Consider the following 22,279-nt stretch of genomic DNA (forward strand, 5'->3'; position numbering starts at 1 on the left):
AGGGTGAGCCGGCACCGGGCTCGCCCTGATCACGGTCGGCAGCCTCGGCGAGGGTGATCTCTATGCGGGGTCGGTGTGCTCGCATAGGATGAGCACGACAGGGTCGGTGCCGCGCACCGACTCACGTGCACCAGCTCAAACGATGAAAGGCCCACTGATGGACCTGCTCTTCGGCGTCGGAGGAATCGGCGTCCTCATTGTCATCATCCTGATCGCGCTGATCGTCATCCTGCGCTCCTACAAGATCGCCGCGCCCTCGGAGGCGCTGATCATCACCGGGCGCAATGCGTCCGGGGCGCCGGGGTCGGGGCGGATCGTCATCGGCGGGCGCGCAGTCGTCTATCCGATCGTGCAGAAGGCGTTTATCCTCTCGCTGTCGTCGCGGCAGATCCAGGTCGAGATCGACGGCATCTCGATCAACGGCATCGCGCTGCGCCTCAAGGGAGTCGCGCAGGTCAAGGTCGGCGGCACCGAGGACGATGTGCGCAAGGCCGCGCAGCGCTTCCTCGACCAGCAGGAGCAGATCGACCACTATTCGAAGGAGATCCTCTCCGGCACCCTGCGCGCGGTCGTCGGCACGCTCACGGTCGAGCAGATCATCCAGGACCGCGCTTCCTTCGCCGCGCAGGTGCAGGAGGAATCCGCGCACTCGATGAACAACCAGGGTCTGATCATCGACACCTTCCAGATCTCGGCCGTCGAGGACGAGGGCAGCTACCTGCGCGACTGGGGTCGTCCCCAGGCCGCCGAGGTGGCCAAGAACGCCGCCATCGCCGAGGCGAACGCCGGGCGTGCCTCGGCCGTCGAGGAGGCCCAGCAGAACGAGGAGACCCAGAAGCAGCAGGCGCTGACCGACCAGGCCATCGCCGAACAGCAGCAGCAGCTGGCACTGCGCCGTGCGGCGCTGAAGGAGGAAGCCGATCAGCGGCAGGCGACCGCGGACAATGCCGGCCCCCTGGCCACCGCGGCCGAGAAGCAGAAGCTGCTCGAGAAGGACCGTGTCGTGGCCAAGGAGGCCGCAGAGCTGCGCGCCGAGCAGCTCGACGCCGAGGTCAGGCGCCCGGCCGATGCCGAACGCTACCGGCAGCAGGCCGAAGCCGACGCCCGCGCCTACGAGATCGAGGCGCAGGGTCGGGCCGAGGCCGCGGCCGAGCTGCATCGTCGTTCGAAGGACGCCGAGGCGATCCGGCTCGAGGGCGAGGCCCAGGCCGATGCGATCAAGGCCCGCGGTGAGGCCGAGGCCGAGGCGCTGCGGGCGCAGGCCGAGGCCTACAAGCAGTTCAACGATGCGGCCGTGCTGTCGAAGGTGCTCGAGGCGCTGCCGACCGTCGCCGGTGAGCTCGTCGCTCCCTATGCGAACATCAAGGACCTGTCGATCGTGTCCACCGATGGTGAGTCGAAGCTCGCGAACTCGGTGTCGAACAACCTCGCGCAGGTCCTCGAGGTGGTGCGCGGCACGACGGGCGTCGACCTCTCCGATCTCGTGGCCAAGGCGAAGGGCCCCGGTGGGGCCGGATCGTCCGGGTCCGGCGGGGCAGGCTCGTCGGGACCGGGCGGATCCGACCGACCCGACGGGAGCGGGTCGGCCGGGCCAGGCGGCGGTTCGGTTCGCACGGGCGACGCATCAGCCGTGGGATCGGGCGAGATCGTCGACGGGGTCGTGTCCAACGACTCGGCGTCGACGGCGGATCGGACGCGTTTCGATCCGAAGGCGTTCCTCGACGACAGCGGCATCGACCTCGACCAGATCGGCGATGAGGTGAAGAAGGCCACCGGGTTCGACGTGCAGTCCTACATCGACGAGGCCAAGCGCCGCCTGGACGATCGAGACGCGGCCCGCGGCGAGTCGGGCGCCGAGGGCTCCGATTCTCCGCGGGGCGAGCGCGGCGGCGACGTCGAGGACGGCGACGACGAGGACGGTCGGGAATCCGACGACTGACAACCCAGGGCGTCCCCTCCGGGCACGGCCACCCCTGCGGGTGCGGCCGCCCCATGGGCTCGCCACACACCTACGGGTACGGAACCCGTACGGGGCGCCCATGCGATGCATGCACCGATCGTCGGGGGACCGCCTCGGCGACCGGTGTCGTCGTCTTACCGGACCCGCAGGAAACTCCGTCACGCTCTCATGCGGGGTGTGCCCCGCGATAATCCATATATACATGAACATATGTTAATATGAACGGGTCAGGAGGCAATCATGGCTCATGATCATTCGCATGGATCGGGGTCGCGGCGGCAGCTGGCCATCGTGTTCGCCATCGTCACCACGATCTTCGTCTTCCAGCTCATCGGCTCCGTCGTCACCGGCAGTCTCGCGCTGCTCATCGACACCGGCCACAACGCCGTCGACCTCATCGGCATCGGCATCGCACTCTTCGCGGCGACACTCGTCCACAAGCCGGCCGGCGGTCAGAAGACCTGGGGGTTCCGGCGCGCCGAGGTCCTGGCGGCCGGGGCTCAGGCGACCCTGCTGCTCGGGCTCGGCGTCTACAGTCTCATCGAAGGCATCCGCCGTTTCTTCGTTCCGCCCGAGGTGCCGGGGCCGGGTCTGCTCCTCTTCGGCGCCATCGGCCTGGTCGGCAACCTCGTCTCGATCGCCATCCTGAGTTCGTCGAAGGAGGACTCGCTCAACCTCAGGGCCGCCTTCCTCGAGGTGATCGCCGATGCCCTCGGGTCCGTGGCGGTCATCCTCGCCGCTCTGGCGATCTGGCTGTTCGGGTGGGAGCGCGCCGATGCGGTGGCGGCACTGTTCATCGCGGCGCTCATCGTGCCCCGCGCCTTCTCGATTCTTCGGGAGACCGGCTCCATCCTGCTCGAGGCGGCGCCGAAGGAGCTCGACCTCGAAAAGGTCATCGCCCACATCGAGTCGGTCGAGCATGTGCAGGAAGTCCACGATCTCCACGTCACCCGCATCGATTCGAACCTGCCCGTGCTCACCGCCCATGTGGTGCTCGCCGACGAGTGCTTCTATGACGGTCATGCCCCGCGGATACTCAAGGCCCTGCAGGAATGCCTGACCGAGCACTTCGAGATCGCGATCGAGCACTCGACCTTCCAGTTCGACCGGGCCGAGGATGCCGCTGAGGAGACCCACACCCACGGCTGAGGGTCGGTGCGGCACAATCACCCTGCCGCCACAGGCAGAAATCCCGTCCGCCACCACCGCCCGGACAGGACCTCGCCTGAACCGGTCACTGCCCGGGCAGGATCTCCACTGAATCCGTCCGGAAGCGCTCGAGCTTCTCGGGATCGATCGAGACGCCGAAGCCGACGCCGGTGGGCACGTCGACCTTGCCGTCGTGCATGACGATCTCCTCGGTGATGTCCTCGTGGAAGAACCGATTCGATCCGGAGATGTCGCCGGGCAGGGTGAACCCCGGAAGCGAGGCCATGGCCGCATTCGCCGCGCGCCCCAGCCCGGTCTCGACCATGCCTCCGTGCCAGACGGCGACACCGTGCGCGGCGGCCAGATCATGGATCTTCTTCGCTTCGATGAAACCGCCCACCCGTCCGGGCTTGATGTTGATCACCGAGGTGGCTCCGAGCATGATCGCATCGGCGGCCGCCTCGGCGGAGACGATCGACTCATCGAGGCACATCGGGGTGTCCATGAGCTTCGCGAGTTCCGCGTGCTGTCGTATATCGGCCTCACCGAGCGGCTGTTCGATGAGCAGCAGACCATAGTCGTCGAGTCGTCGCAGGTGGGCGGCGTCGACGAGGGTGTAGGCGGCATTCGCATCGACCTGGAATCCGAAGTCGTCGCCGAAGGCCCGGCGCACCGCCGCGACCGGCTCGATGTCCTTGCCGGGCTTGATCTTGAGCTTGATCCGGGCGTAGCCCTCTTCGAGGTAGCCGCCGATGACCTTCACGGTCTCCTCGACGGAGTCCTGGATGCCCACCGAGACCCCGGAGGGCACCGAATCGACGACCCCGCCCAGGTAGTCCTTGAACGACTGGTTGTTGAGCTTGAGCTGAGCCTCGATCACCGCCATCTCCAGAGCCGACTTCGCCATCGGGTGGCCGATGACATGACGCAGGTGCCAGCCGACGGTCTCAGCGGTGAGATTCTCGACGTCGAAGAGCAGCGGTGCCAGCCAGCGTCGGGTGACGTCGATCCCGGCGGCCACATATTCGGAGGAGTAGAGCGGGGAGATCATCGCCACGGACTCGCCCCACCCGGTGATCTGCCCCTGCGGAGTGTCGAAGACCGCCTCGACGAGGTAGCAGTCCTTCTCCGTCTCCCGCATGAACGAGGTCTCGAACGGAGTGACCAATGGGATCGAGACCTGGTGGAGGGTGACTGAGGTGAGTTTCATGCCTGGCTCCTGCTTCGCAACGTGGCGGATGGTTCGTCGCCCTCAAGCTTAGGCCAGCACCCTGGAGCGGGGGCGCCGCGGTTGATAGAGTTAACAAAAGTCTTCCTGTCGGCAAGGGGGTCAAAAGTCATGAACGACTACCTGCGGACTCGCACAGCGCGCAGACAGTCCTGGTTCGGGCTCAAGCTCCCGGTCAAGACCGCTCTGGCCCAGCCCTACCTCCACCCCCTGCTGCGCTCGATCGCACCGCGCGTCAAGGGCCTCAAGATCGGGCGTCTGCCCGCCCCGATCGCGCTCACCGAGGTCCGAGGCCGAGTCGGCGGTGCCGACTTCTACCTCGTCGAGCCCTTCCGCTGCGAGATCGCCAAGGAGTTCTACTGGGGCCGCGGACGACGCACCGAGCCCGAGGACGCCTTCGCTCTCGACCTCATGGTCGATCTCAGCACCGACGCCGAGGTGTTCCTCGACATCGGCGCCTACACCGGGGTGTTCACGGTGGCCGTCCTCGCGGCGAACCCGCGGGTGCGCGCCCACGCCTTCGAGATCATCCCCGCCGTGGTCTCCGGCCTGCAGAAGAATCTCGACCGCAACGGGCTCACCCACCGCGTCACCGTCCACCCCACCGGCGTCGGCAGTCCCGACACCTGGATGCGGGTGCCGCTCGGCGACGGGGGTTCGGCCCTGCCCTCGTTCTACTCCGCCGATATGGACTTCGACTCCGACGCCGAGGTGCGCTTCACCTCGCTCGACGCCCTCCTGCCCGAGGTGCTGGAGGACATCCCCGACCCGGCTGAGGATGCCGGCGAGCCCCGTCCGCGAGTGACCGTCAAGATCGACGTCGAAGGCGGCGAGAACGACGTCTTCGCCCACGGGCGGACATTCCTCGACACGCTGCGCCCGGACATCCTCTGCGAGGTCCTCGACGACCGAGCGAAACCGGCCGAACTCATGGGCCACCTCGGCGGGTGCGGCTATCACTACTATCTCGTCGGGGAGGACCGGCTGTTCGCGCGCAAGACGATCAGACCCGATGCGCATCTGCGCGATTGGCTGTTCACGACGAGGACCCCGACCCAGATGCGCGAGGCCGGATACCCCGTGCAGTCGTGAGACGGTGTCAGCCCTGCAGCTGGTCGGCGATGAGCGCGGCCAGCAGCGCCGTCCGCGGGGCGATCTCGGCGATGACGGCATGCTCGTGTTCGGCGTGGGCACCGTCACCGACGGCGCCGAGGCCGTCGAGGGTGGGAATGCCGTCACCGGCGGTGAAGTTGCCGTCCGAGGCCCCGCCGACGGACACGCCCTCCGGGGCGGGCAGTCCCAGCTCAGCCGCCAACGAGGTGGCCCGAGCGAACAGTGCCGCCGACTGCTCCGGTTCGAACGGGGGACGGTTGATCCCACCGAGCACCGTGGTCGTCGAGCCCTCCACCTGAGGATTCTCCGCCAAGGCACGGATCTGTTCGTCGACGCGGTCGAGTTCGGCGGCAGTGCGCGCCCGCACGTCGATGTCGACGCGGGCCTCGGCGGGCACGGTGTTCGAGGTCGTGCCCGCACTGATCACGGTCGGCACCACCGTCGTGCCGGCTGATGCATCGGCGAGGGCCGCCACCTGCGGCAGAGTCAGGGCCAGGGCCATGCCCGCGTTGATCCCCTTCTCCGGCTCGAGCCCGGCATGGGAGGCCCTGCCCGAGAAGACGAGGACGTAGTTGCTCGTGCCCTTGCGCTCGAGCTTGAGCGCACCGCCGGCGCTCGCCTCCATGACGAACACGGCGCTCGCCTCGGCCGCCTCGGCGCGGATGAGCTCGGAGGAGGACAGGGAGCCGATCTCCTCATCGCCGGTGACGAGGATCGACAGGCCTTCGAGACCCGCCTCGCCGAGGTGGTCGCGCAGGATCGCGGTCGCGTGCACACTCATGATCGCCCCGGTGAGCATGTCGAAGCTGCCCGGCCCGCGCAGGATGCCGTCGTCGGTGGAGAAGGGGATGCGCTCGAGCGTTCCGTGCGGCCACACCGTGTCCTGGTGGTTGAGGAGGACGACGCGGGCCGGGCCGGTCCCGAAGCGCAGGCGCAGATGGGTGGTGCCCTCGATCTCGAGCAGCTCGGCTTCGGCCCCGAGGCGCTCGCGCAGCAGTGCGGCGAAGTCCCGTGCGCCGGCGGCGACGGCTTCTCTGTCGCTCGACGGGGTCTCGGCCGAGATCACGCGCTCGATATCGGCGAGGATGTCGGGCAGACGCTCAGAGGCCTGTTGTACGAGGTGGGAGGGCTGCAAGTCGGTCGATGTCGGTGAGGTCATGGCCCGAGTCTACGGAGGTTGGGCCACCGGGGCCGGGCCGTCCGGATGGTGCGACCGCGATTGCAGCCGAAGAAGAGACCGGAGAGAACCGCGCGCAAACCGCGCCGTCTGTGGTTTGCTTGTCCTATGGGTGAGGAAGTCAACTCGAAGCGGTACACGCCGGAGGAGCGCACACTTTATCGGGAGAAGCTCGCGGAGAACCTCGAGCTGTTCGATACCTACCTCCGCCATGCGGAATTCAAATCCGCAGGCACCATCGGGCTCGAACTCGAGCTCAACCTCGTCGACGGTGAGAACCAGCCGAGCCTGCGCAACAAGGATGTGCTCGCCCGCCTCGACGACGAATACCAGTCGGAGATCGGCGGATTCAACCTCGAGCTCAACCATCCGGTGCTGCAGGTCGCCGGGCGCGGGCTGAAGACGCTCGAGGCCGGCGTCGCCCATCGCTTGGAGAGGGTCCAGCGGGCCGCCGAGGCGGACGGGCTCAAGGCGGTGTCGATCGGGACCCTGCCGACGCTGACCACGCGGTTCCTCACCGACGAGAAGTGGATGACCGAGGAGAACCGCTACGAGGCGCTGAGCAACTCGATCGTCGACGCGCGGGGAGAGTACGTGCAGATCGAGCTCGGTCGCGACGAACGGTATGCGGCGGAGTTCGCAGATATCGCCCCCGAGTCCTCGTGCACGTCGATGCAGCTGCACCTGCAGGTGGCGCCGAACAGGTTCGCCGATGCGTGGAACGCCTCGCAGGCGATCGCCGGCGCACAGGTGGCGATGGCAGCGAATTCGCCGCTGTTCGTCGGCCGCAGGCTGTGGCACGAATCCAGGATCCCGGTGTTCTCGCAGTCCATCGACACCCGCACTCCGGAGCTGGTCAACCAGGGTGTGCGCCCGCGTGTGTGGTTCGGCGAGCGCTGGATCACCAGCGTGTTCGATCTGTTCGAGGAGAACGTCCGCTACTTCCCGCCGCTGCTGCCCGAGATCAAGGACTTCGTCGAGTTCCGTGCCGCCGACGCGCCGAAGCTGTTCGAACTCAACCTGCACAACGGCACGGTGTGGCGGTGGAACCGTCCGATCTACAACTCCGGTGACAGCGGCGCACACATCCGTGTGGAGAATCGCCTGCTGCCGGCCGGGCCGACCCCGGTCGACATGGTCGCCGACGCCGCCTTCTACTACGGCCTGGCCGAGTTCCTCGTCGGAGAGAACCGCCCCGTGTGGTCGCGGATGTCCTTCGCCGAGGCGGAGGAGAACTTCAACGCCTGCGCCAAGGACGGAATCGAGGCGCGAGTGACCTGGCCGAAGATCGGACGGATCGGCGTGGCCGACCTCGTCACCGATGTGCTCGCACCGCAGGCCAGGCGCGGGCTGGCCCGGCTGAACATCGACAAGGACGTCATCGACGAGTACATGTCGATCATCGAGGGCCGGGCGGCCAGCCGCATCAATGGGGCGACCTGGCAGCTGCGGACGCTCGAGAGTCTCGCGCCGGGCAGCCGCCCGGATTCGTCGGAACGCAGCGAGGGCCTCAAAGCGATGATGGACGCCTATCTGGCCAACCAGATCTCGGGCGCACCCGTCCACACCTGGCAGGTTCCGTCCTAGGCGGGACGCCCGCCTGGGTCTCGGCCCGCTCGATTGGGTCTCGGCTTGCTCGATTGGGTCTCGGCCCGCTCGATTGGGTCTCGACTCGCTCGATTGGGTCTCGGCTTGCTCGACTGCTTCCTGCGGGTGGATCCACCACGATCTCGTGCTGGATTTCGAAGTGGATCCACCCGCAGGAGACATCTCGGGACTGGGGCGCCTCTGTCCCTCAGGCGGCGGACCAGCAGGTCAGAGGCGCTCGATTTCGACGAAGACGACATCATCGGTGCCGTCGGGGTTCGAGATCTCGTGCTCGGCTCCGGCCGCCCGCGTGTAGCTGACACCGGCCTTCAGGTCGGCGACCGTCGAGCTGCCGTCGGCATTGCGCACGTGCATCGAATCGGTGACCATCGGGACGACGACATACGCGTAGTCATGGCGGTGCATGGGGATGACGCCGTCGGGTTCGATCGTCCACCGGGTAACCCGGAAGATGCCGTTGTCGAGCTGGACCTCACTGGTCGAGCCTGTGTTCTCAGCGTTCATCGCTTCGCTCCTTCGCCGATCGTGCGCTGTCCGTCTCACCATAGCCACCAACGTCGCGCTCGCCCAGCCCTTGACCCGCACACATCTGCCCGGCCCGTGCGCCCACGTCGGCTGGCCACCTGCACAACCCGTGCGCTCATGTCGGCTGGCCACCTGCACAACCCGTGCGCTCACGTCGGCTGGCCACCTGCACAACCCGTGCGCTCACGTCGGCTGTGGCCCTGCGCCCCATCTCTGCCGCCGCCGGCGCTCTTCGACTCTTCCGTGACCCACTGCACACCTGCGGGTGAGCGACTACTACGATGAGGGCTATGCGCTACCCACCTGCTGATCTCGCCGACGTCGACGATGACATCCGCGCTCAGATCCTCGAAGTGGCCGACAAGTCCGGCTTCGTCCCCAACGTCTTCCTCGCCCTGGCCCGCCGACCGGCCGAGTTCCGCGCCTTCTTCGCCTACTATGACGCGCTCATGGAGAAGGAGTCCGGGAACCTGACCAAGGCCGACCGAGAGATGATCGTCGTGGCCACCTCGGCGATCAACAGATGCCTCTACTGCGTGGTCGCGCACGGGGCGATGCTGCGGATCTTCCAGAAGGACCCCTATATCGCCGATGTGGTGGCCACGAACTACCGCCAGGCCGACATCAGCGCCCGTCAGAGAGCGATGCTCGACTTCGCCGTCAAGGTCTGCGAGGAGCCGTGGGCCGTCGACGAGAGCGACCACGCCGAGCTGGCCGAACACGGACTCGACGACGAAGACGCCTGGGACATCGCCGCGATCACGGGGTTCTTCGGCCTGTCCAACCGCATGGCCCACATCTCCGGGATGATCCCGAATCCGGAGTTCCACCTGCTCGGCCGCGTGCCGCACGAGAAGAAGTGAGACGATGACTGCCCACACCCCTGTCGCCTCCGCCCGATCCGGCCTCGTCAGGCCCTTTGCCGCGATGGGCATCGTCGCCGAGGTCGGACGGATGCAACGAGCCGGTCGCAACACCATCGCCATGTGCCTGGGCGAACCGACCCAAGGAGCTCCCACGCCCGTGCTGCGCCGGGCCGCCGAAGTCACCCGGGACGGAACCGGCCTCGGGTACTCACCGATCTTCGGCATCCCCGAACTGCGGGAGGCGATCGCCGGACACTATCGGAACTGGTACGGCCTGACGGTCCCGCCCGAGCGCATCGCAGTGACCACAGGATCCTCGGGCGCCTTCCAGACGACGTTCCTCACCTGCTTCGACGTCGGCGACCGAGTGGCCCTGGCCCGGCCCGGCTACGGAGCGTACAAGAACATCCTCGCCGCACTCGGCTGCGAGGTCGTCGAACTCGACTGCGGCCCGGACGAGGGCTTCCAGCCCACCGTCGAACTGCTCGAGGAAGCTCACGCCCAGGCCTCGCTGAAGGGCCTCATGCTCGCTTCACCGGCGAACCCGACGGGAACGATGATCGGCGCCGGGGCGCTCGGGGAGCTCGTGGACTGGTGTCGTGAGCACGGGGTGCAGGTGATCTCCGACGAGATCTACCACGGCATCAGCTACATCGGCACCCGCGGAGAATGCGCCCTGGCCCACGACGACGATGCGATCGTCATCTCGTCGTTCTCCAAGTACTGGGGCATGACGGGCTGGCGCCTCGGCTGGGCGATCCTGCCCGAGCCGCTGGTGGCGCCGGCGCAGAACGTCACGGGCAACCTGTCTCTGTGCGCCCCGGTCCCGGCCCAGTACGCGGCAGTGGCGGGGTTCACCGAGGAGTCCTATGCCGAATGCGAAGCGGCCGTGGCCTCCTTCGCCGGTGCTCGCGAGCACGTGCTCTCGGCCAGCCGCGATCTGGGCTTCGGCGAGATGGCTCCGCCCGACGGCGCCTTCTACATGTATACGAAGATCGACGAGATCCTGGACCGCGCCGGCCTCGAGACCTCCGGCCAGTGGTGTGAGCAGGTGCTCGACGCCACGGGCGTCGCGCTGGCCCCGGGCGATGATTTCGATTCCGTCGACGGCTCCCGAGCGGTGCGCCTGTCGCTGGCCGTCGGGGCCGATCGCACCGCCGAGGCCATCGACCGCATCCTCGACTGGTTGGAATGAGCCCCGCCGAGGCGAACGGGGGCCGGTCGAGCCCCGCTCCGCAGGCCCTGCCGGTCCTCGGCGTCATCGTGGCCGCAGTCCTGCTCGGATCGGCCGGACTGTTCGTCATCCTCGCCGAGGCGACCGCCCCCACCGCCGCCTTCCTCCGGTGCTGGATCGCCGTGGCCGTCCTGGCGCCCTTGGCCGTGCGCGAGATCCGCCGGCACGGGGCGGTGCCGACCAAGGCCCTCATCATCGCCGCAATCTCGGGAGCGGCCCTGGGGTTGGACTATGTGCTCTGGGCCCAGAGTGTGCTCGACGCCGGGCTCGGAGTCTCCACCGTGCTCATCAGCGTCCAGGTCATCGTGTTCCCCGCCCTCGTGTGGATCTTCGGCGGCAGCCGTCCCGGGTGGCTGTTCATCGGCTGCGTGCCGGTCATGATCATCGGCATGCTGCTGACCGGGGGAGTGTTCGGCGCCGATGAGACGGCGGCGAACCCGACTCGGGGAGCGATCTTCGGTGTCCTCTCCGGTGTCCTCTACGGCGTCTACATCTTCGGCATCCACCATTGCCGCCGCCTGGCTCCGCAGTTCGTCGTCGCCCCCGTCGAGATCGGCACCGTCGCGGCCGGGGTGATGACGGCGGTGGCCGGTCTGGGCCTCGGCGGTCTCGACTTCGACCTCGGCTGGGACGGCTGGGCGTGGATGATCGCTCTGGCCGTCTGCGGCCAGGCGCTGTCCTGGGTGCTGCTGAGCATCTCGAGCCCGCTCGTGCCCGTCCCCACGACCGCGGCCCTGATGCTGCTGCAGCCGCTGTCGGCCGTGGTGCTCGGATCGCTCATCGCCGGTGAACGGCTGCAGCCGGCCCAATGGGTGGGGGCAGTGCTGGTCGCCGTGATCGTGTGGGTCGTCGGCGGAGGTCCGGAGGCTCTGATCCGGAGCCGCCGGCGCTGAGCCGGAGGCACCGAACCGGGACCGGGCGGGCTGAAACACTGTGGTTCGCCCCGGCCGGCCGCCTCGGCGAGGTCAGTGCTCGTGGGCCTCGATCGTGTGGGCGATGGCATCGAGGATGATGTGGGCGACGTGGTCGTCCTTGAGTGAGTAGTACGCTTCGCGGCCGATCCGATTGACCCCGACGAGGTGGAGGCCGCGGAGGAACTTCAGGTGCTGGGACACCAGCGGTTGGGACAGACCGGTCGAATCGACGATGTGCGTCACCGTCGCCTCACCATGGGTGAGGACGAGCAGCATCTTCAGTCGTGAGGGCGTGGCCAATGCCTTGAAGAGGTCGGCGGTCTCGGTGATGGCCTCGAGGTTGTCCTCGGGATTGAGCAGGAGCTGCTCGACCTCGTCGTCGACTTGTTCGGAATCGGGAGTGGACGCCATGAGTGCAGATTACCGGACAATCGGCCGGGACCCACCGACGCCGGACCCGAGTGAGGCCGGACCCACCGACGCCGGACCCGAGTGAGGCCGGACCCGAGTGAGGCCGGGATCGAGGTCGCAGTGGTTCAGTCGAGGGCTTCGACGTCGGTCTGCGAGCCGAGGAGCTCGTCGGCGAGCGTCTCCCACTGCTCGTAGGCGTCGGGCAGGGCCGAGCGCTGCACCGACTGTGCCGCTTCGGTCGGTGACATCGTGGTCCAGCCCTCGATCTGGTCGAGTCCGGGATTCTCGACCTCGGGATTGATGCCGTAGAACGCCTTCGCGGCGTAGATGGGATCGGCCAGCTTCTCCGGTTCGCCCCAGCCCTGAGACGGCCGCTGCTGGAACAGGCCGACCGAGTCGCGGTCTCCGGACTCGAGGTTGCGCAGCGAGGACTCCTGCAGTGCGGTCATGAGGGCGATGCGGATCGCCCGGTCCTCGAAGTCGCCGCCGCGGCCGACGCCGATGATGAGGCGGGCGTTGTCGATCTGCTGCTGACTGAGTTGGTTGACCGAAGCCATCTGCATCTGCCTGATCTTCGTGGAACCGAATGAGAACGGTGCATTGACGATGATGACAGCCGCCACGACCAGTGCCATCACAGCTGCTCCGAGCCCGAGCAGGGCACCAACGAGCACGGACCGGCGGCTCCTGCGGTGTCGAGTCGGTTGAGGCATGAATATAACGATAATGCAACAAACTGAGGACCTCATGAGTCCACGCTGTGCCGTTTGTCACAGGAAGGTCACGAATTGGCGGGGTGCCGACGAGGTGGGCGGGATGGCTTCGCGTGTTCCGATCCTGCACCATCCGTGCCTGCGAGGGTTCGGGAAGGACAGCGGGACCTTAAGATCATGGCATGGCGAATTTCATACAACGCAACCGGCGCCTGCCGCTGCTGGGCTGCATGATCATGGTGGTCGTCTTCGCCGTCGTCGGGGTGATTGTGCTCGTGGGAGTCGTTGTCACAGTCCTCGTCGCCGGCGACGACTCCTCGTCGACCAGCGGAGTCGAGACCACCCCCGGGTCGAGCACCACTGCTCCGGTGACCGGCGGGTGGTCGGAAGCGGGATAGAGACATCGGGCGGACGGCTGCGCCTGCGGTGTTTGACCTTGACATAGTGTGAAGGTCTTCACTGAGGGGCAGGAGGTGGAGAACATGACCGATCCACAGAAGCAACTCGTCCCCGCGCTCTCGGCGCCCAACCCGCAGCAGCGCCTCCAGGCTGGCCTGGACATCGGAATCAGAGCCGATCGCCGCGATCTCGACGCCCTCGTGCGCAGATGCGCGGTCGAACCGGACTTCTTCGTCCGCGACATGCTCACCTGGGCGCTGACCCGCCTGCCGGCCGATGAGACCGTGCCCCGACTGGTCGCTGCGCTCGACTCGTCCGTGCCGCAGGAGCTCGCCCAGGCACTGCACACCCTGTCGAAAATCGGCGACCGGCGCGGCTGGCGGGCCCAGGACCCGAGCCGCATCGGCGATCGGCTCATCGCTCACCCGGACACCGAGGTGGCCCGCAGCGCCTGGCGCTGCGCCGTCGCGCTCGTACCCGCTGACGACCGCGACGATCTGGCAGACGTCCTGGTCACGCAGCTGGGACGCGGCGATGTCGAGACCCAGAAGAGCCTCAGCCGGGCCATCCTCGCACTGGGAGAGGATCTCGTGTCAGTGCTCGATGAGAAGCTTCTGTCAGAGGGCGACACAGTGCGGGCGCACGCGATGGCGACCCGGGAGATGTTCGCAGATCCCGACGCCGGCTTCGCCCACGCCTTGGACGCAGCCAAACGGGTGGTCGCACTGGGGTCCGGAACCAGGGCATAGATCGGCTGAGGGAAGGGACGATCGTCCGTGTGCCCGTCGGGTGGGGCAAGCTCGACGGCGCACGGCCCCGGTCCCGGGCTCTTTCCTCCGGCGAGGATGCGCAGGCGATGAGACGGGAAGCGAGGCGGAGATGCTCATCGGCGAGGTGGCTCGGCGCTCCGGTGTGAGCGCGCGAATGCTGCGACACTACGAATCCATCGGGCTGCTCGCGCCCACCGAGCGGACAGCCGTCGGATACCGCGAATACTCGGACGCCGACATCGGGCGCATCTTCCACATCGAGGGGCTGCGCAAGCTCGGAATGTCCCTGGCCGAGGTCAGCGACGTGCTGGCCGATCCGAACTTCGACACCGGGGGACTGCTGCGTGATCTCATCGCGCAGACTCGTCGGCGCATCGGCTCCGAACAGCGCCTGCTCGACCACCTCGAGCGGGTCGAGCGACTGGGACGGACCGACGCCGGGGCGCTTCTGTGGACCGTCGACCTCATGCGGTCGCTCGAATCCGCCGATGCCGTCCAGCGTCACAAGGCGGCCCTGGGCGGCGGAGTCGACGGAAGTGTGCCGGTCGAGGTGCTCTCAGCCGCCGTCCTCGACGAACCCGTGCTCAATGCGGCCGGGGCCATGCGGTGGGCGCTCGCCCAGGCCGGACCAGCCGCGATCGACCATCTCGTGACCGGAGCCGATGACGAATCCGCCGAGGTCCGGCAGAGAGCGATCCGCGCCCTCGACGAGGTTCGCCGCACGACCGGCCCCGACGAGCTCGGGTCCGAGGCCGAGGGCCGGATCCGAGATGCCCTCCGGGCGCGGCTGGACGATGAGGACGACGAGGTCAGGAGTCTATCCGCCTTCGCTCTGACCGGCCTCGGCGATCCGGCGGCCGTGCCCGAGCTGCTGGGCATCGCGATGACCGGGCCTCGCGACATCGAGGCGGCCGAGGCGCTCGCGGATTTCGTCATCGGCGGCTCCGACGCCGCGGAGGAGATCATGGCCCGGCTGCGCCGGGCCGCGGGCTCGCCGCGGATGATCGAGCGCTTTCGGGCCCTGCAGGTCCTCATGGAGATCCCCGATGGGCACCTCGGAGCGGTGACGGATCTGCTCGTGCGACTGGCGCACGACGAGAATCCGGAAGTGGCGGCCACGGCGGCTGCGGAGCTGCGACGCCGTAGGGATGGGCCACCTCGGCGGTGAGGGCTCGGGTTCTGGGCATTCTGACGGAAGAGGCCGTTTCATTACACTGTCGTCCATGACCTCAGGAGGCACTGCGGACGAATCGGGCGCGGCGGTCGAGCAGAAGCGTCGGCTCAAACAGCCGTTCGTCTTCCGGCGACACCATTTCACCCCCACCGGGGTGCTCGACTACCTGTTCTTCCTCTTCGGCGGGGCGGCGTCGACCTGGCTGGCCCTGCTGATCCTGCTCAAGGGGTTCAGCCTCGGGTGGTGGCAGGTGCTGACCCTGCTCGTGTTCTGGGGTGTCGTATCGTACCTCGCTCTCCCACGACTCCACCGCATTCTGTCGCAGATCTACGTGCCGAACTACTTCATCGGTCGCACTCGCACGTCCGACGGTCTGCTCGGCGACCCGGTCAACCTCGCCTGGCGCGGTGAGGAAGCTCAGATCCATCATGCGATGAGGGCGGCGGGCTGGATCCTCGCCGACAGCATCACTCCGGCCTCGACCTGGGAGATCATCCGTTCGACGGTGATGAAGCGCAGCTATCCGCAGGCGCCGGTGTCCCCGCTGCTGCTGTTCGGCAGGCGTCAGGACTTCGCCTATCAGCAGGAGATCGACGGCGACCCCGGCCAGCGCCACCATGTGCGCTTCTGGAAGTGTCCGCGCGGGTGGCTGCTGCCCGGCGGTCATCAGGCCGATTGGCTGGCTGCCGGCACCTATGACAAGGCCGTCGGAATCTCCCTGTTCACTCTCCAGTTCACCCACAAGATCGAGGAGAACACCGACGTCGAACGCGACCACATCGTCAAGACCGTGACCACCACCGACGAGCCGATCACGGTGAATAGGATCAAGGACTTCTCGACCGGCTACCACTCGCGCAACGGCGGCGGGGACGCGATCGTCACCGACGGCCACCTGCCGATCATCGACGTCAATCAGGTGGTCGCCGATGACGAGGACCACCCGGAGCGGTTGGAACTGGCTCTGGACGCCACGCAGATCTACGCGGAATCACGGTCCGTGTCCGAGGTGACGAAGACCTTGTGGCGGCGGCGACCGCTGCAGACGGTCATCGGAGCCGCACTCGTGCTCGTGCTGCTCATCTTCCAGGCCTGGGATGTGCTCGGCACGCTCCTCGACTGGGACGGGCTGCGCTCAGAGGTCACCGACTACAGCTCCGACATCGCTGCGCTCAGCGATGATATGGCCACACGCATCGCCGCCGGGGTGCTCGTCGGGCTCAGCCTCCTCATCGGGTGCCTGCAGGTGATCGCCTCGACGGCCGTGTTCCGCGGCAGCAATCGGGCCCGGCTGTGGATCCTCACCCTGTCGACGATCTCCGTGATCGTGTCGATGACGAACTACTTCACCGGAGATCGGGATCTCGCAACGAACATGTATGCGCTGATGACGATCGCCATGCAGGTCGCCGTGCTGCTCAGCCTCTCCAGCGATTCCTCGCGAATGTTCACTCGGTTCAGCACGGCCGCGCTGCGCGCCGAGCGGCAGGACCGCGCGCTCGAGGACTGAAGCGCCGACCATGCCCGGTGGGCGGGGTCGACACTGCAGGTGACCGGCTGAGAATGTGTATGCTGACAGAGTCTGATCATTGCCGACCAGGACCGGCCAGTCGGCCAGGGTCCGTCAGCCGGCTAGGAGCCGTCAGCCCGCCAGGAGCCGTCAGTCGGCCAGGAGCGCCGGCTGAGGGCGGACCGTCGGCCGGGCCCGAGAGCATGCGAGAAGGTGGAGCATCATGACCGAACCGTCCCCTGATCCCTCAGTCTTCGATTCGATCGACCCCGCTCTCAAGGTGGTCAGCACCGAGATCGATGTCGAGGCACCCGCCGAGGCGGTGTTCGAACTCATCGCCGATCCCGGCCGGCAGCCGGAATGGGACGGCAACGACAACCTCGGGTCCGCCCCCGAGGGGCAGAGGGTGAGGGGGACCGGCGGTTCCTTCGTCACGACGCTGACCAAGGGCGTCGATCGCGAGAACCATATCGTCGACTTCGCTGAAGGCCGGCTCATCGCCTGGAAGCCCTCCGAGGTCGGAGGAGAGCCCTTCGGGCAGAAGTGGGTATGGGAGATCGAGCCGACCGGAGAGGGCGCCTGCCTCGTCCGTCACACCTATGACTGGACTCAGCTGCGCGACCCGCAGCGTCTGTCGCGGGCGCAGGCGACGACGGTCGCGAACCTTCTGGCCTCGCTCAAGCGGCTCAAGCAGCTCGCCGAGAGCTGATCATTTCGGCCAGGCGTCGGCCAAGCGCTTCAGCAGTGAGGCCAGCTGCGCCTTCTCCTCCTCGGTGAAACCGCTCAGGGCCTGATCGACGCTGTCCCTCTGGGCGCCGCGGAACCGGTTGATGATCGCACGGCCCTTGTCCGTGAGCGCGATGAGCGTCCTCCGGGCATCGTCGGGGTCGGCCTCACGCCGCAGCAGCCCGAGCTCGACGCCTTGGGTGACCAGACGCGACGCCCGCGGCTGATCGACGCCGATCGCCTCCCCGAGGGCGCTGACCCCCAGTGCCGAGCCGGCCTGCACGAGTGAGGTCAGCAGGCGCAGCAGAGCGCGTCCGCGACCGTGCCCGCCCCGCCCCATTCCGGGATGGCGCCTGCCGCCGAACGGGAACTCCTCCGAGTGCCGCGGACCGCCGAAGCCATGTTCGCCGAACCCTCGCTCACCCGGGCCACGGTGCTCTCCCGGGCCTCCGCGCTCGTCGAATCCGGGGAAGGGGCCGAAGCCGCGAGGACCCCCAGGTCCGCGCCGCCACTGCAGACGGGTGAGTGCCTCGGCGATCGTCTGGATGTCATCGTTCGAACTCATACTCCGATTTTACATGTTACTTGACATGCAATGAGAATACATGTCATTCTGCATGCACATGTCAGATGACAACTAAGGAGATGACATGACTTCAGACAATGACTTCAACGACGATGACAACGACTTCGAGAACTCCGCCGACGATCCCGCTGACAAGACGGGCGAAGCTTCGGGCGGATTCTCCGATGCTCCAGGCTCGTCCGAAGCCGATGACGGCTCGAGCGGTGCTGACGACGACCAGGCCGGCGGCCGGGGCCCGAGCATCGACCGTGCGGGTGACGACGATGGCACAGCCGACGGCAGCGGTCCGGCCGATTCCGGTGACCGGGCCGATGTCGATCTGCCGCAGCTGCTGAGGCAGGTCCGCCACGTGCTGGGCCGCGAATTCCGCGCAGCAGCGGCCGACGGCGGCTTCGATCCCCGCGACTTCGGTCGCGGTCGACGAGGTCGCCGAGGCTGGGACCACGATGAGGCGGTCGTCGACGGCGCCCCGGTGCCGGAGGAACCGGTGAGCTGGGGGCCGGCCTGGGGCCGCGGCGGACGAGGACCGATCGGAGACGTGAGCCCGGAGGAGTTCCGGCGGCGGATGCGAGACCTGCGTGACGGCATCGGCTCCAAGGTCGAGGAAGTGCTGTCCTCAGAGGAATTCGAGGAGCTCAAGGCCTCGCTGTCGAAGATCGTCGATGCCTTCGGCCCGGACCGGTGCGGAGGCGAGTCGGATGGGCACGATCACGGGGCCCGGCACGACCGCCCGGGACCTCGCGGCCAGGGCCGGCGTGATGAGGATCCGCGCGACCGGTCCGATCGTGACGGCCGGCCGTCAGGCGGCGGTCGCGGTGACCACCACGGCGGCGGTCGCGGACGGCGCGGCTTCGGACCGGGGTTCGGTGCGGGCCGGCGCGGCTTCGACCCCTTCGGTTGGGGCGATGATCGTCGCAGCCGGGAGCGAGAGGTCCAGGAGGCCTTCGAGCGCGGGTTCGCGGCCGGGTTCGAACAGGGGCGCAACGCCTGAAGCCTCGCCGCTCCCGCCGCAAGAGCCGCCGCGGCCGCCGATCAGGGCGGTCGCGGCGGCCTTTTGCGGTCTCAATGACGGACGAGCACGGATTCGAGGTCGTCCAGGACCGCGCGATCTTCGATCGTCGACGGCACCGCCGGGCTCTCGACGCCATCGGCGAGTTCTCGCATCGTCTTGCGCAGGATCTTGCCCGACCGGGTCTTCGGCAGTCCGGGGACGATGTCGACGCGTCTGAACGCGGCGACCGGTCCGATTTCCCTGCGCACCAGGGCGACGAGTTCGTCGATGACAGTGTCCGGATCGGCCGCCTCGGCGGAGTCGCCGAGAACGACGAGGGCGCGGGGGATCTGGCCCTTGACCTCGTCATGGACCCCGATGACGGCGGTCTCGGCCACAGCCGGGTGGGAGGCGACGACGGCCTCGATGATGCCGGTCGACAGGCGGTGACCGGCGACGTTGATGACATCGTCGGTGCGCCCCATGACGTAGACGTAGCCGTCCTCGTCGAGGTAGCCGGAGTCGCCGGTGAGGTAGTAGCCGTCGAAGGCGGCCAGGTACGAGGAGATGAAGCGAGAGTCATCGCCCCATACCGTTGCCATGGTTCCCGGCGGCAGTGGCAGCCGCATGACGATGAGGCCCTCCTTTCCGGCGGGCACGGGTGTGCCGTTCGGGTCGAGGATCTCCACCTGATAGCCGGGCACCGGTTTGGTGGGGGAGCCGGGCTTGAGAGGGAACCTGGTCAGGCCGAGCGGGTTCGCCGCGATCGGCCACCCGGTCTCGGTCTGCCACCAGTTGTCGATCACGGGGATGTCGCGTCCGGTCGCCTCGGCCAGCGTCTGCTTCGTCCATTCGAACGTGTCCGGATCGAGCCGCTCGCCGGCGAGGAACTCCGCCCGCAGGCTGGACAGGTCGTACTTCTTCATCAGCTCGCCGTCCGGATCCTCCTTGCGCACGACGCGCATGGCCGTCGGGGCGGTGAAGTGGACGTTGACCCCGTGCTGCTCGATGGCGCGGAAGAAGGCGCCGGCGTCCGGGGTGCCCACGGGTTTGCCCTCGTAGAGCACCGAGGTGACTCCCGCCAGCAGCGGTGCGTAGACGATGTAGGTGTGTCCGACGACCCAGCCGACGTCCGAGGCGGTGAACATCGTATCCCCCGGGTGCAGTCCGAAGATCGCCGGCATCGAGAAGGCCCCGGCCACGGCGTAGCCGCCGGAGTCGCGGACGATGCCCTTCGGCTTGCCGGTCGTTCCGGAGGTGTAGAGGACGTAGAGCTCGTCGGTGGCCTTGACGGTGACCGGGTCGATGCCCTCTGGGGTGCGGGCGAGCAGTTCGGCGTAGTCGACGTCCCTGTCTCCCATCTCGCAGCGATGCTCGTCGCGTTGGACGATGACGGAGAACTCCGGTTTGTTCTCGGCGATGTCGATGGCCTCATCGAGCATCGGCTTGTACTCGAGGACGCGGTTCTTCTCGACTCCGCAGGACGTGGAGATGACGGCCGTCGGTGCGGTGTCGTCGATGCGCACGGCCAGCTCGTTCGGGGCGAACCCGCCGAAGACGACGGAGTGGATGGCGCCGAGGCGGGCGCAGGCGAGCATGGCCACGGCCGCCTCGGGGATCATCGGCATGTAGATGACCACGCGGTCTCCCTTGGCCACTCCCCGGTCGGACAGGGCTCGAGCGAAGCGCGAGACCTCGTCCTGCAGCTGCGTGTAGGTGATCGTGCGGACGGTGTCGGTCACGGGTGAGTCGTAGATGATGGCCGCCTGGTCCCCGCGGCCGTTCTCGACGTGCCGGTCGACGGCGTTGTAGCAGACGTTGAGCTCGCCGTCGGGGTACCACCGGTAGATCGGGGCATTCGAGTCGTCGACGGCTCGTGTCGGCTCGGTGACCCAGTCGATGAGGTTCGCTGCCTGTTCGAGCCAGAAGCCCGGTGCGTCGTCTGCGATGCGGGCCACGACTTCGTCATAGCTGGGGGCGGTGTTCTCGGCGTTGATATCCATGACTCCATTGTGGCCCATGACACAGGATCGTGCGGAGTGCGGGTGGGCTCCGGTTGATGGGATCCGCATCGTGCGGGGACGGAAGCGGCACGCAAGTCACCCAATTCTCCTGCAGTCGGCCCGTGAGAGGGCACAATGGGGATATGAGATTCCTGGTTGCATTGATCCTGGGCCTGGCTGTCATGTTCGGACTCAACGTCGCAGTCGACTTCTTTGCGATGGAGCGACCGTGGGGTTCGATCCTCATGGGCGTGACAGTCGGTGTCACCATGCTGATCGTCCTTCTCGTCTGGGAGGCCGTCCGCCCGACCCCGTCGAAGGGGGATTCGGCGAAGTCGCAGCGAAGCGAAGAGGACCGTGCGAAGGCGCGAGCCGAACGACGCGCACGGCTGGCCGCCGAGGCGGGTGTGAGCCTCGAAGGCGTCGAAGGGGCGCTGCCGGGATCATCCGCGAGCCCTGCCGAGGCGGACTCGGCCGAGACCGGGGATGCAGCCGAGAAGTCGGGTGCGTCCGAGGCGGGGGATGCATCCGAGGGATCGGATCCGCCCGAGGTCCGGGAGGCGGACGGAGCCGAAGCCTCTGAGACCGAGGCGGCCTCTGAGGCCGACGCGTCCGATGCCGACGCCTCTGCCACCGGCGCGGAGGCGGGTGCCGACGGGCCCGACACGGATGAGAAGGCATCCGGCCTGGAAGAGCCGGTGGATGCCGATGAGAAGTCACCGGTCGAGGACTTCAATGAACCAGAGCGGGCCGAGGCCGAGGACTCGGCCGAGATCGAGGACGCCGACTCCACCCGTTCGGCACCGGTCGTGCCCGAGTCCGGAACACCTGCGACGACGGACCTGCCGGCTCCTCCGCCGATGCCGCCGACACTTCCCCCGCGTCCCGACACCGCTCCGGACGCTGCTCGGGACGACGCAGCCGTCCGGACCGACAGTCATGAGACCGCCGACGAGGCGAAGGACGCGCCCGAATCGGAGACGGGGCCGCAGATCGCGGACGATCCGGCCACGCTGGATCCCGAGGACTTCGACGAAACGGCAGGCGGGTCCTCACTCGAGAATCCTCCGGCCGGAGAGCCCGGAATGTCGGCCGACGCCCTCGAAGGACACGAACCGGAGGAGGCCGACGAGACCGATGAAGCGGCCGAAGCCTCCCCGCAGTCGGAGCAGAAGGACTCCTCGACCGACGGCAAAGACCAGTACCGGCTCTGAGCCGGTCC

General features: G+C 67.6%; 21 protein-coding genes. 14 read left to right on the plus strand and 7 right to left on the minus strand.

Annotated features, from left to right (window positions below; translation table 11 throughout):
- Nucleotides 1-157: 157 nt before the first annotated feature.
- Both IG171_RS17550 and IG171_RS17555 read left to right on the plus strand, forming a co-directional pair.
- On the plus strand, nucleotides 158-1,939 hold the full coding sequence (locus IG171_RS17550; protein ID WP_212128602.1) for an SPFH domain-containing protein: 1,782 nt from the start codon (nucleotides 158-160) through the stop codon (nucleotides 1,937-1,939).
- Nucleotides 1,940-2,200: 261 nt separating this feature from the next.
- Nucleotides 2,201-3,109 (plus strand): cation diffusion facilitator family transporter, encoded by a 909-nt coding sequence (locus tag IG171_RS17555; RefSeq protein ID WP_212128603.1) that lies wholly within the window; start codon nucleotides 2,201-2,203, stop codon nucleotides 3,107-3,109.
- 85 nt (nucleotides 3,110-3,194) lie between these two features.
- On the opposite strand, the gene menC is transcribed toward IG171_RS17555, so the two are convergent.
- The gene (menC, locus tag IG171_RS17560; protein ID WP_212128604.1) at nucleotides 3,195-4,319 is read right to left on the minus strand and encodes an o-succinylbenzoate synthase; all 1,125 of its coding nucleotides are present in this window, start codon (nucleotides 4,317-4,319) and stop codon (nucleotides 3,195-3,197) included.
- A gap of 129 nt (nucleotides 4,320-4,448) precedes the next feature.
- Between menC and IG171_RS17565 the strand changes: the two genes are divergently transcribed.
- Nucleotides 4,449-5,429 (plus strand): FkbM family methyltransferase, encoded by a 981-nt coding sequence (locus tag IG171_RS17565; protein ID WP_212128605.1) that lies wholly within the window; start codon nucleotides 4,449-4,451, stop codon nucleotides 5,427-5,429.
- 7 nt (nucleotides 5,430-5,436) lie between these two features.
- On the opposite strand, the gene IG171_RS17570 is transcribed toward IG171_RS17565, so the two are convergent.
- A complete protein-coding gene (locus IG171_RS17570) occupies nucleotides 5,437-6,609 on the minus strand; it encodes a M20 family metallopeptidase (RefSeq protein ID WP_212128606.1) in 1,173 nt (390 codons plus the stop codon).
- Between the two features lie 126 nt (nucleotides 6,610-6,735).
- Here IG171_RS17570 and IG171_RS17575 point away from each other — a divergent pair, with 126 nt between their 5' ends.
- Complete coding sequence (locus tag IG171_RS17575; protein WP_212128607.1) at nucleotides 6,736-8,214, plus strand: glutamate-cysteine ligase family protein; 1,479 nt, start codon at nucleotides 6,736-6,738, stop codon at nucleotides 8,212-8,214.
- A 228-nt stretch (nucleotides 8,215-8,442) separates the two neighbouring features.
- Here the strand turns inward: IG171_RS17575 and IG171_RS17580 are convergent, their stop codons facing one another.
- On the minus strand, nucleotides 8,443-8,739 hold the full coding sequence (locus IG171_RS17580) for a cupin (RefSeq protein ID WP_212128608.1): 297 nt from the start codon (nucleotides 8,737-8,739) through the stop codon (nucleotides 8,443-8,445).
- A gap of 311 nt (nucleotides 8,740-9,050) precedes the next feature.
- Here IG171_RS17580 and IG171_RS17585 point away from each other — a divergent pair, with 311 nt between their 5' ends.
- The 3 genes from IG171_RS17585 to IG171_RS17595 are packed head-to-tail and all read left to right on the plus strand — an operon-like array spanning nucleotide 9,051 to nucleotide 11,753.
- The gene (locus IG171_RS17585; RefSeq protein ID WP_212128609.1) at nucleotides 9,051-9,623 is read left to right on the plus strand and encodes a peroxidase-related enzyme; all 573 of its coding nucleotides are present in this window, start codon (nucleotides 9,051-9,053) and stop codon (nucleotides 9,621-9,623) included.
- A gap of 4 nt (nucleotides 9,624-9,627) precedes the next feature.
- A complete protein-coding gene (locus IG171_RS17590; RefSeq protein WP_212128610.1) occupies nucleotides 9,628-10,821 on the plus strand; it encodes an aminotransferase class I/II-fold pyridoxal phosphate-dependent enzyme in 1,194 nt (397 codons plus the stop codon).
- Nucleotides 10,818-11,753 (plus strand): DMT family transporter, encoded by a 936-nt coding sequence (locus IG171_RS17595; protein ID WP_212128611.1) that lies wholly within the window; start codon nucleotides 10,818-10,820, stop codon nucleotides 11,751-11,753. The genes IG171_RS17590 and IG171_RS17595 overlap by 4 nt, the downstream gene beginning before the upstream one ends.
- A 72-nt stretch (nucleotides 11,754-11,825) precedes the next feature.
- On the opposite strand, the gene IG171_RS17600 is transcribed toward IG171_RS17595, so the two are convergent.
- On the minus strand, nucleotides 11,826-12,185 hold the full coding sequence (locus IG171_RS17600; protein ID WP_212128612.1) for a metalloregulator ArsR/SmtB family transcription factor: 360 nt from the start codon (nucleotides 12,183-12,185) through the stop codon (nucleotides 11,826-11,828).
- Nucleotides 12,186-12,310: 125 nt separating this feature from the next.
- Nucleotides 12,311-12,898, minus strand: a complete 588-nt coding sequence (locus tag IG171_RS17605) for a peptidoglycan-binding protein (RefSeq protein ID WP_249203795.1) — start codon at nucleotides 12,896-12,898, stop codon at nucleotides 12,311-12,313.
- Between the two features lie 182 nt (nucleotides 12,899-13,080).
- Between IG171_RS17605 and IG171_RS17610 the strand changes: the two genes are divergently transcribed.
- The 5 genes from IG171_RS17610 (at nucleotide 13,081) to IG171_RS17630 (ending at nucleotide 17,460) form a co-directional block, all read left to right on the plus strand.
- On the plus strand, nucleotides 13,081-13,296 hold the full coding sequence (locus tag IG171_RS17610) for a hypothetical protein (protein ID WP_212128613.1): 216 nt from the start codon (nucleotides 13,081-13,083) through the stop codon (nucleotides 13,294-13,296).
- An 84-nt stretch (nucleotides 13,297-13,380) separates the two neighbouring features.
- Complete coding sequence (locus tag IG171_RS17615) at nucleotides 13,381-14,046, plus strand: HEAT repeat domain-containing protein (RefSeq protein ID WP_212128614.1); 666 nt, start codon at nucleotides 13,381-13,383, stop codon at nucleotides 14,044-14,046.
- Between the two features lie 175 nt (nucleotides 14,047-14,221).
- Nucleotides 14,222-15,235: a HEAT repeat domain-containing protein gene (locus tag IG171_RS17620; RefSeq protein ID WP_249203796.1), complete on the plus strand. Its 1,014-nt coding sequence runs from the start codon at nucleotides 14,222-14,224 to the stop codon at nucleotides 15,233-15,235.
- Nucleotides 15,236-15,290: 55 nt separating this feature from the next.
- Complete coding sequence (locus IG171_RS17625; RefSeq protein WP_212128616.1) at nucleotides 15,291-16,751, plus strand: LssY C-terminal domain-containing protein; 1,461 nt, start codon at nucleotides 15,291-15,293, stop codon at nucleotides 16,749-16,751.
- A gap of 223 nt (nucleotides 16,752-16,974) precedes the next feature.
- Nucleotides 16,975-17,460: an SRPBCC family protein gene (locus tag IG171_RS17630; protein WP_212128617.1), complete on the plus strand. Its 486-nt coding sequence runs from the start codon at nucleotides 16,975-16,977 to the stop codon at nucleotides 17,458-17,460.
- Here the strand turns inward: IG171_RS17630 and IG171_RS19215 are convergent, their stop codons facing one another.
- Nucleotides 17,461-18,042, minus strand: coding sequence for a MarR family winged helix-turn-helix transcriptional regulator (locus IG171_RS19215; protein ID WP_249203797.1), 582 nt, complete (start codon nucleotides 18,040-18,042; stop codon nucleotides 17,461-17,463). It abuts the gene before it with no gap.
- Nucleotides 18,043-18,127: 85 nt separating this feature from the next.
- Between IG171_RS19215 and IG171_RS17640 the strand changes: the two genes are divergently transcribed.
- Nucleotides 18,128-19,054: a hypothetical protein gene (locus IG171_RS17640; protein ID WP_212128618.1), complete on the plus strand. Its 927-nt coding sequence runs from the start codon at nucleotides 18,128-18,130 to the stop codon at nucleotides 19,052-19,054.
- A 71-nt stretch (nucleotides 19,055-19,125) separates the two neighbouring features.
- On the opposite strand, the gene IG171_RS17645 is transcribed toward IG171_RS17640, so the two are convergent.
- On the minus strand, nucleotides 19,126-21,057 hold the full coding sequence (locus IG171_RS17645; protein WP_212128619.1) for an acetate--CoA ligase: 1,932 nt from the start codon (nucleotides 21,055-21,057) through the stop codon (nucleotides 19,126-19,128).
- 143 nt (nucleotides 21,058-21,200) lie between these two features.
- On the opposite strand from IG171_RS17645, the gene IG171_RS17650 reads away from it, so the two are divergent.
- On the plus strand, nucleotides 21,201-22,271 hold the full coding sequence (locus tag IG171_RS17650; protein WP_212128620.1) for a hypothetical protein: 1,071 nt from the start codon (nucleotides 21,201-21,203) through the stop codon (nucleotides 22,269-22,271).
- The last annotated feature ends 8 nt before the right edge of the window (nucleotides 22,272-22,279 follow it).

Origin of the sequence: Brevibacterium sp. SMBL_HHYL_HB1 (genome assembly GCF_018208375.1) — a bacterium.
Taxonomy (GTDB): domain Bacteria; phylum Actinomycetota; class Actinomycetes; order Actinomycetales; family Brevibacteriaceae; genus Brevibacterium; species Brevibacterium intestinavium.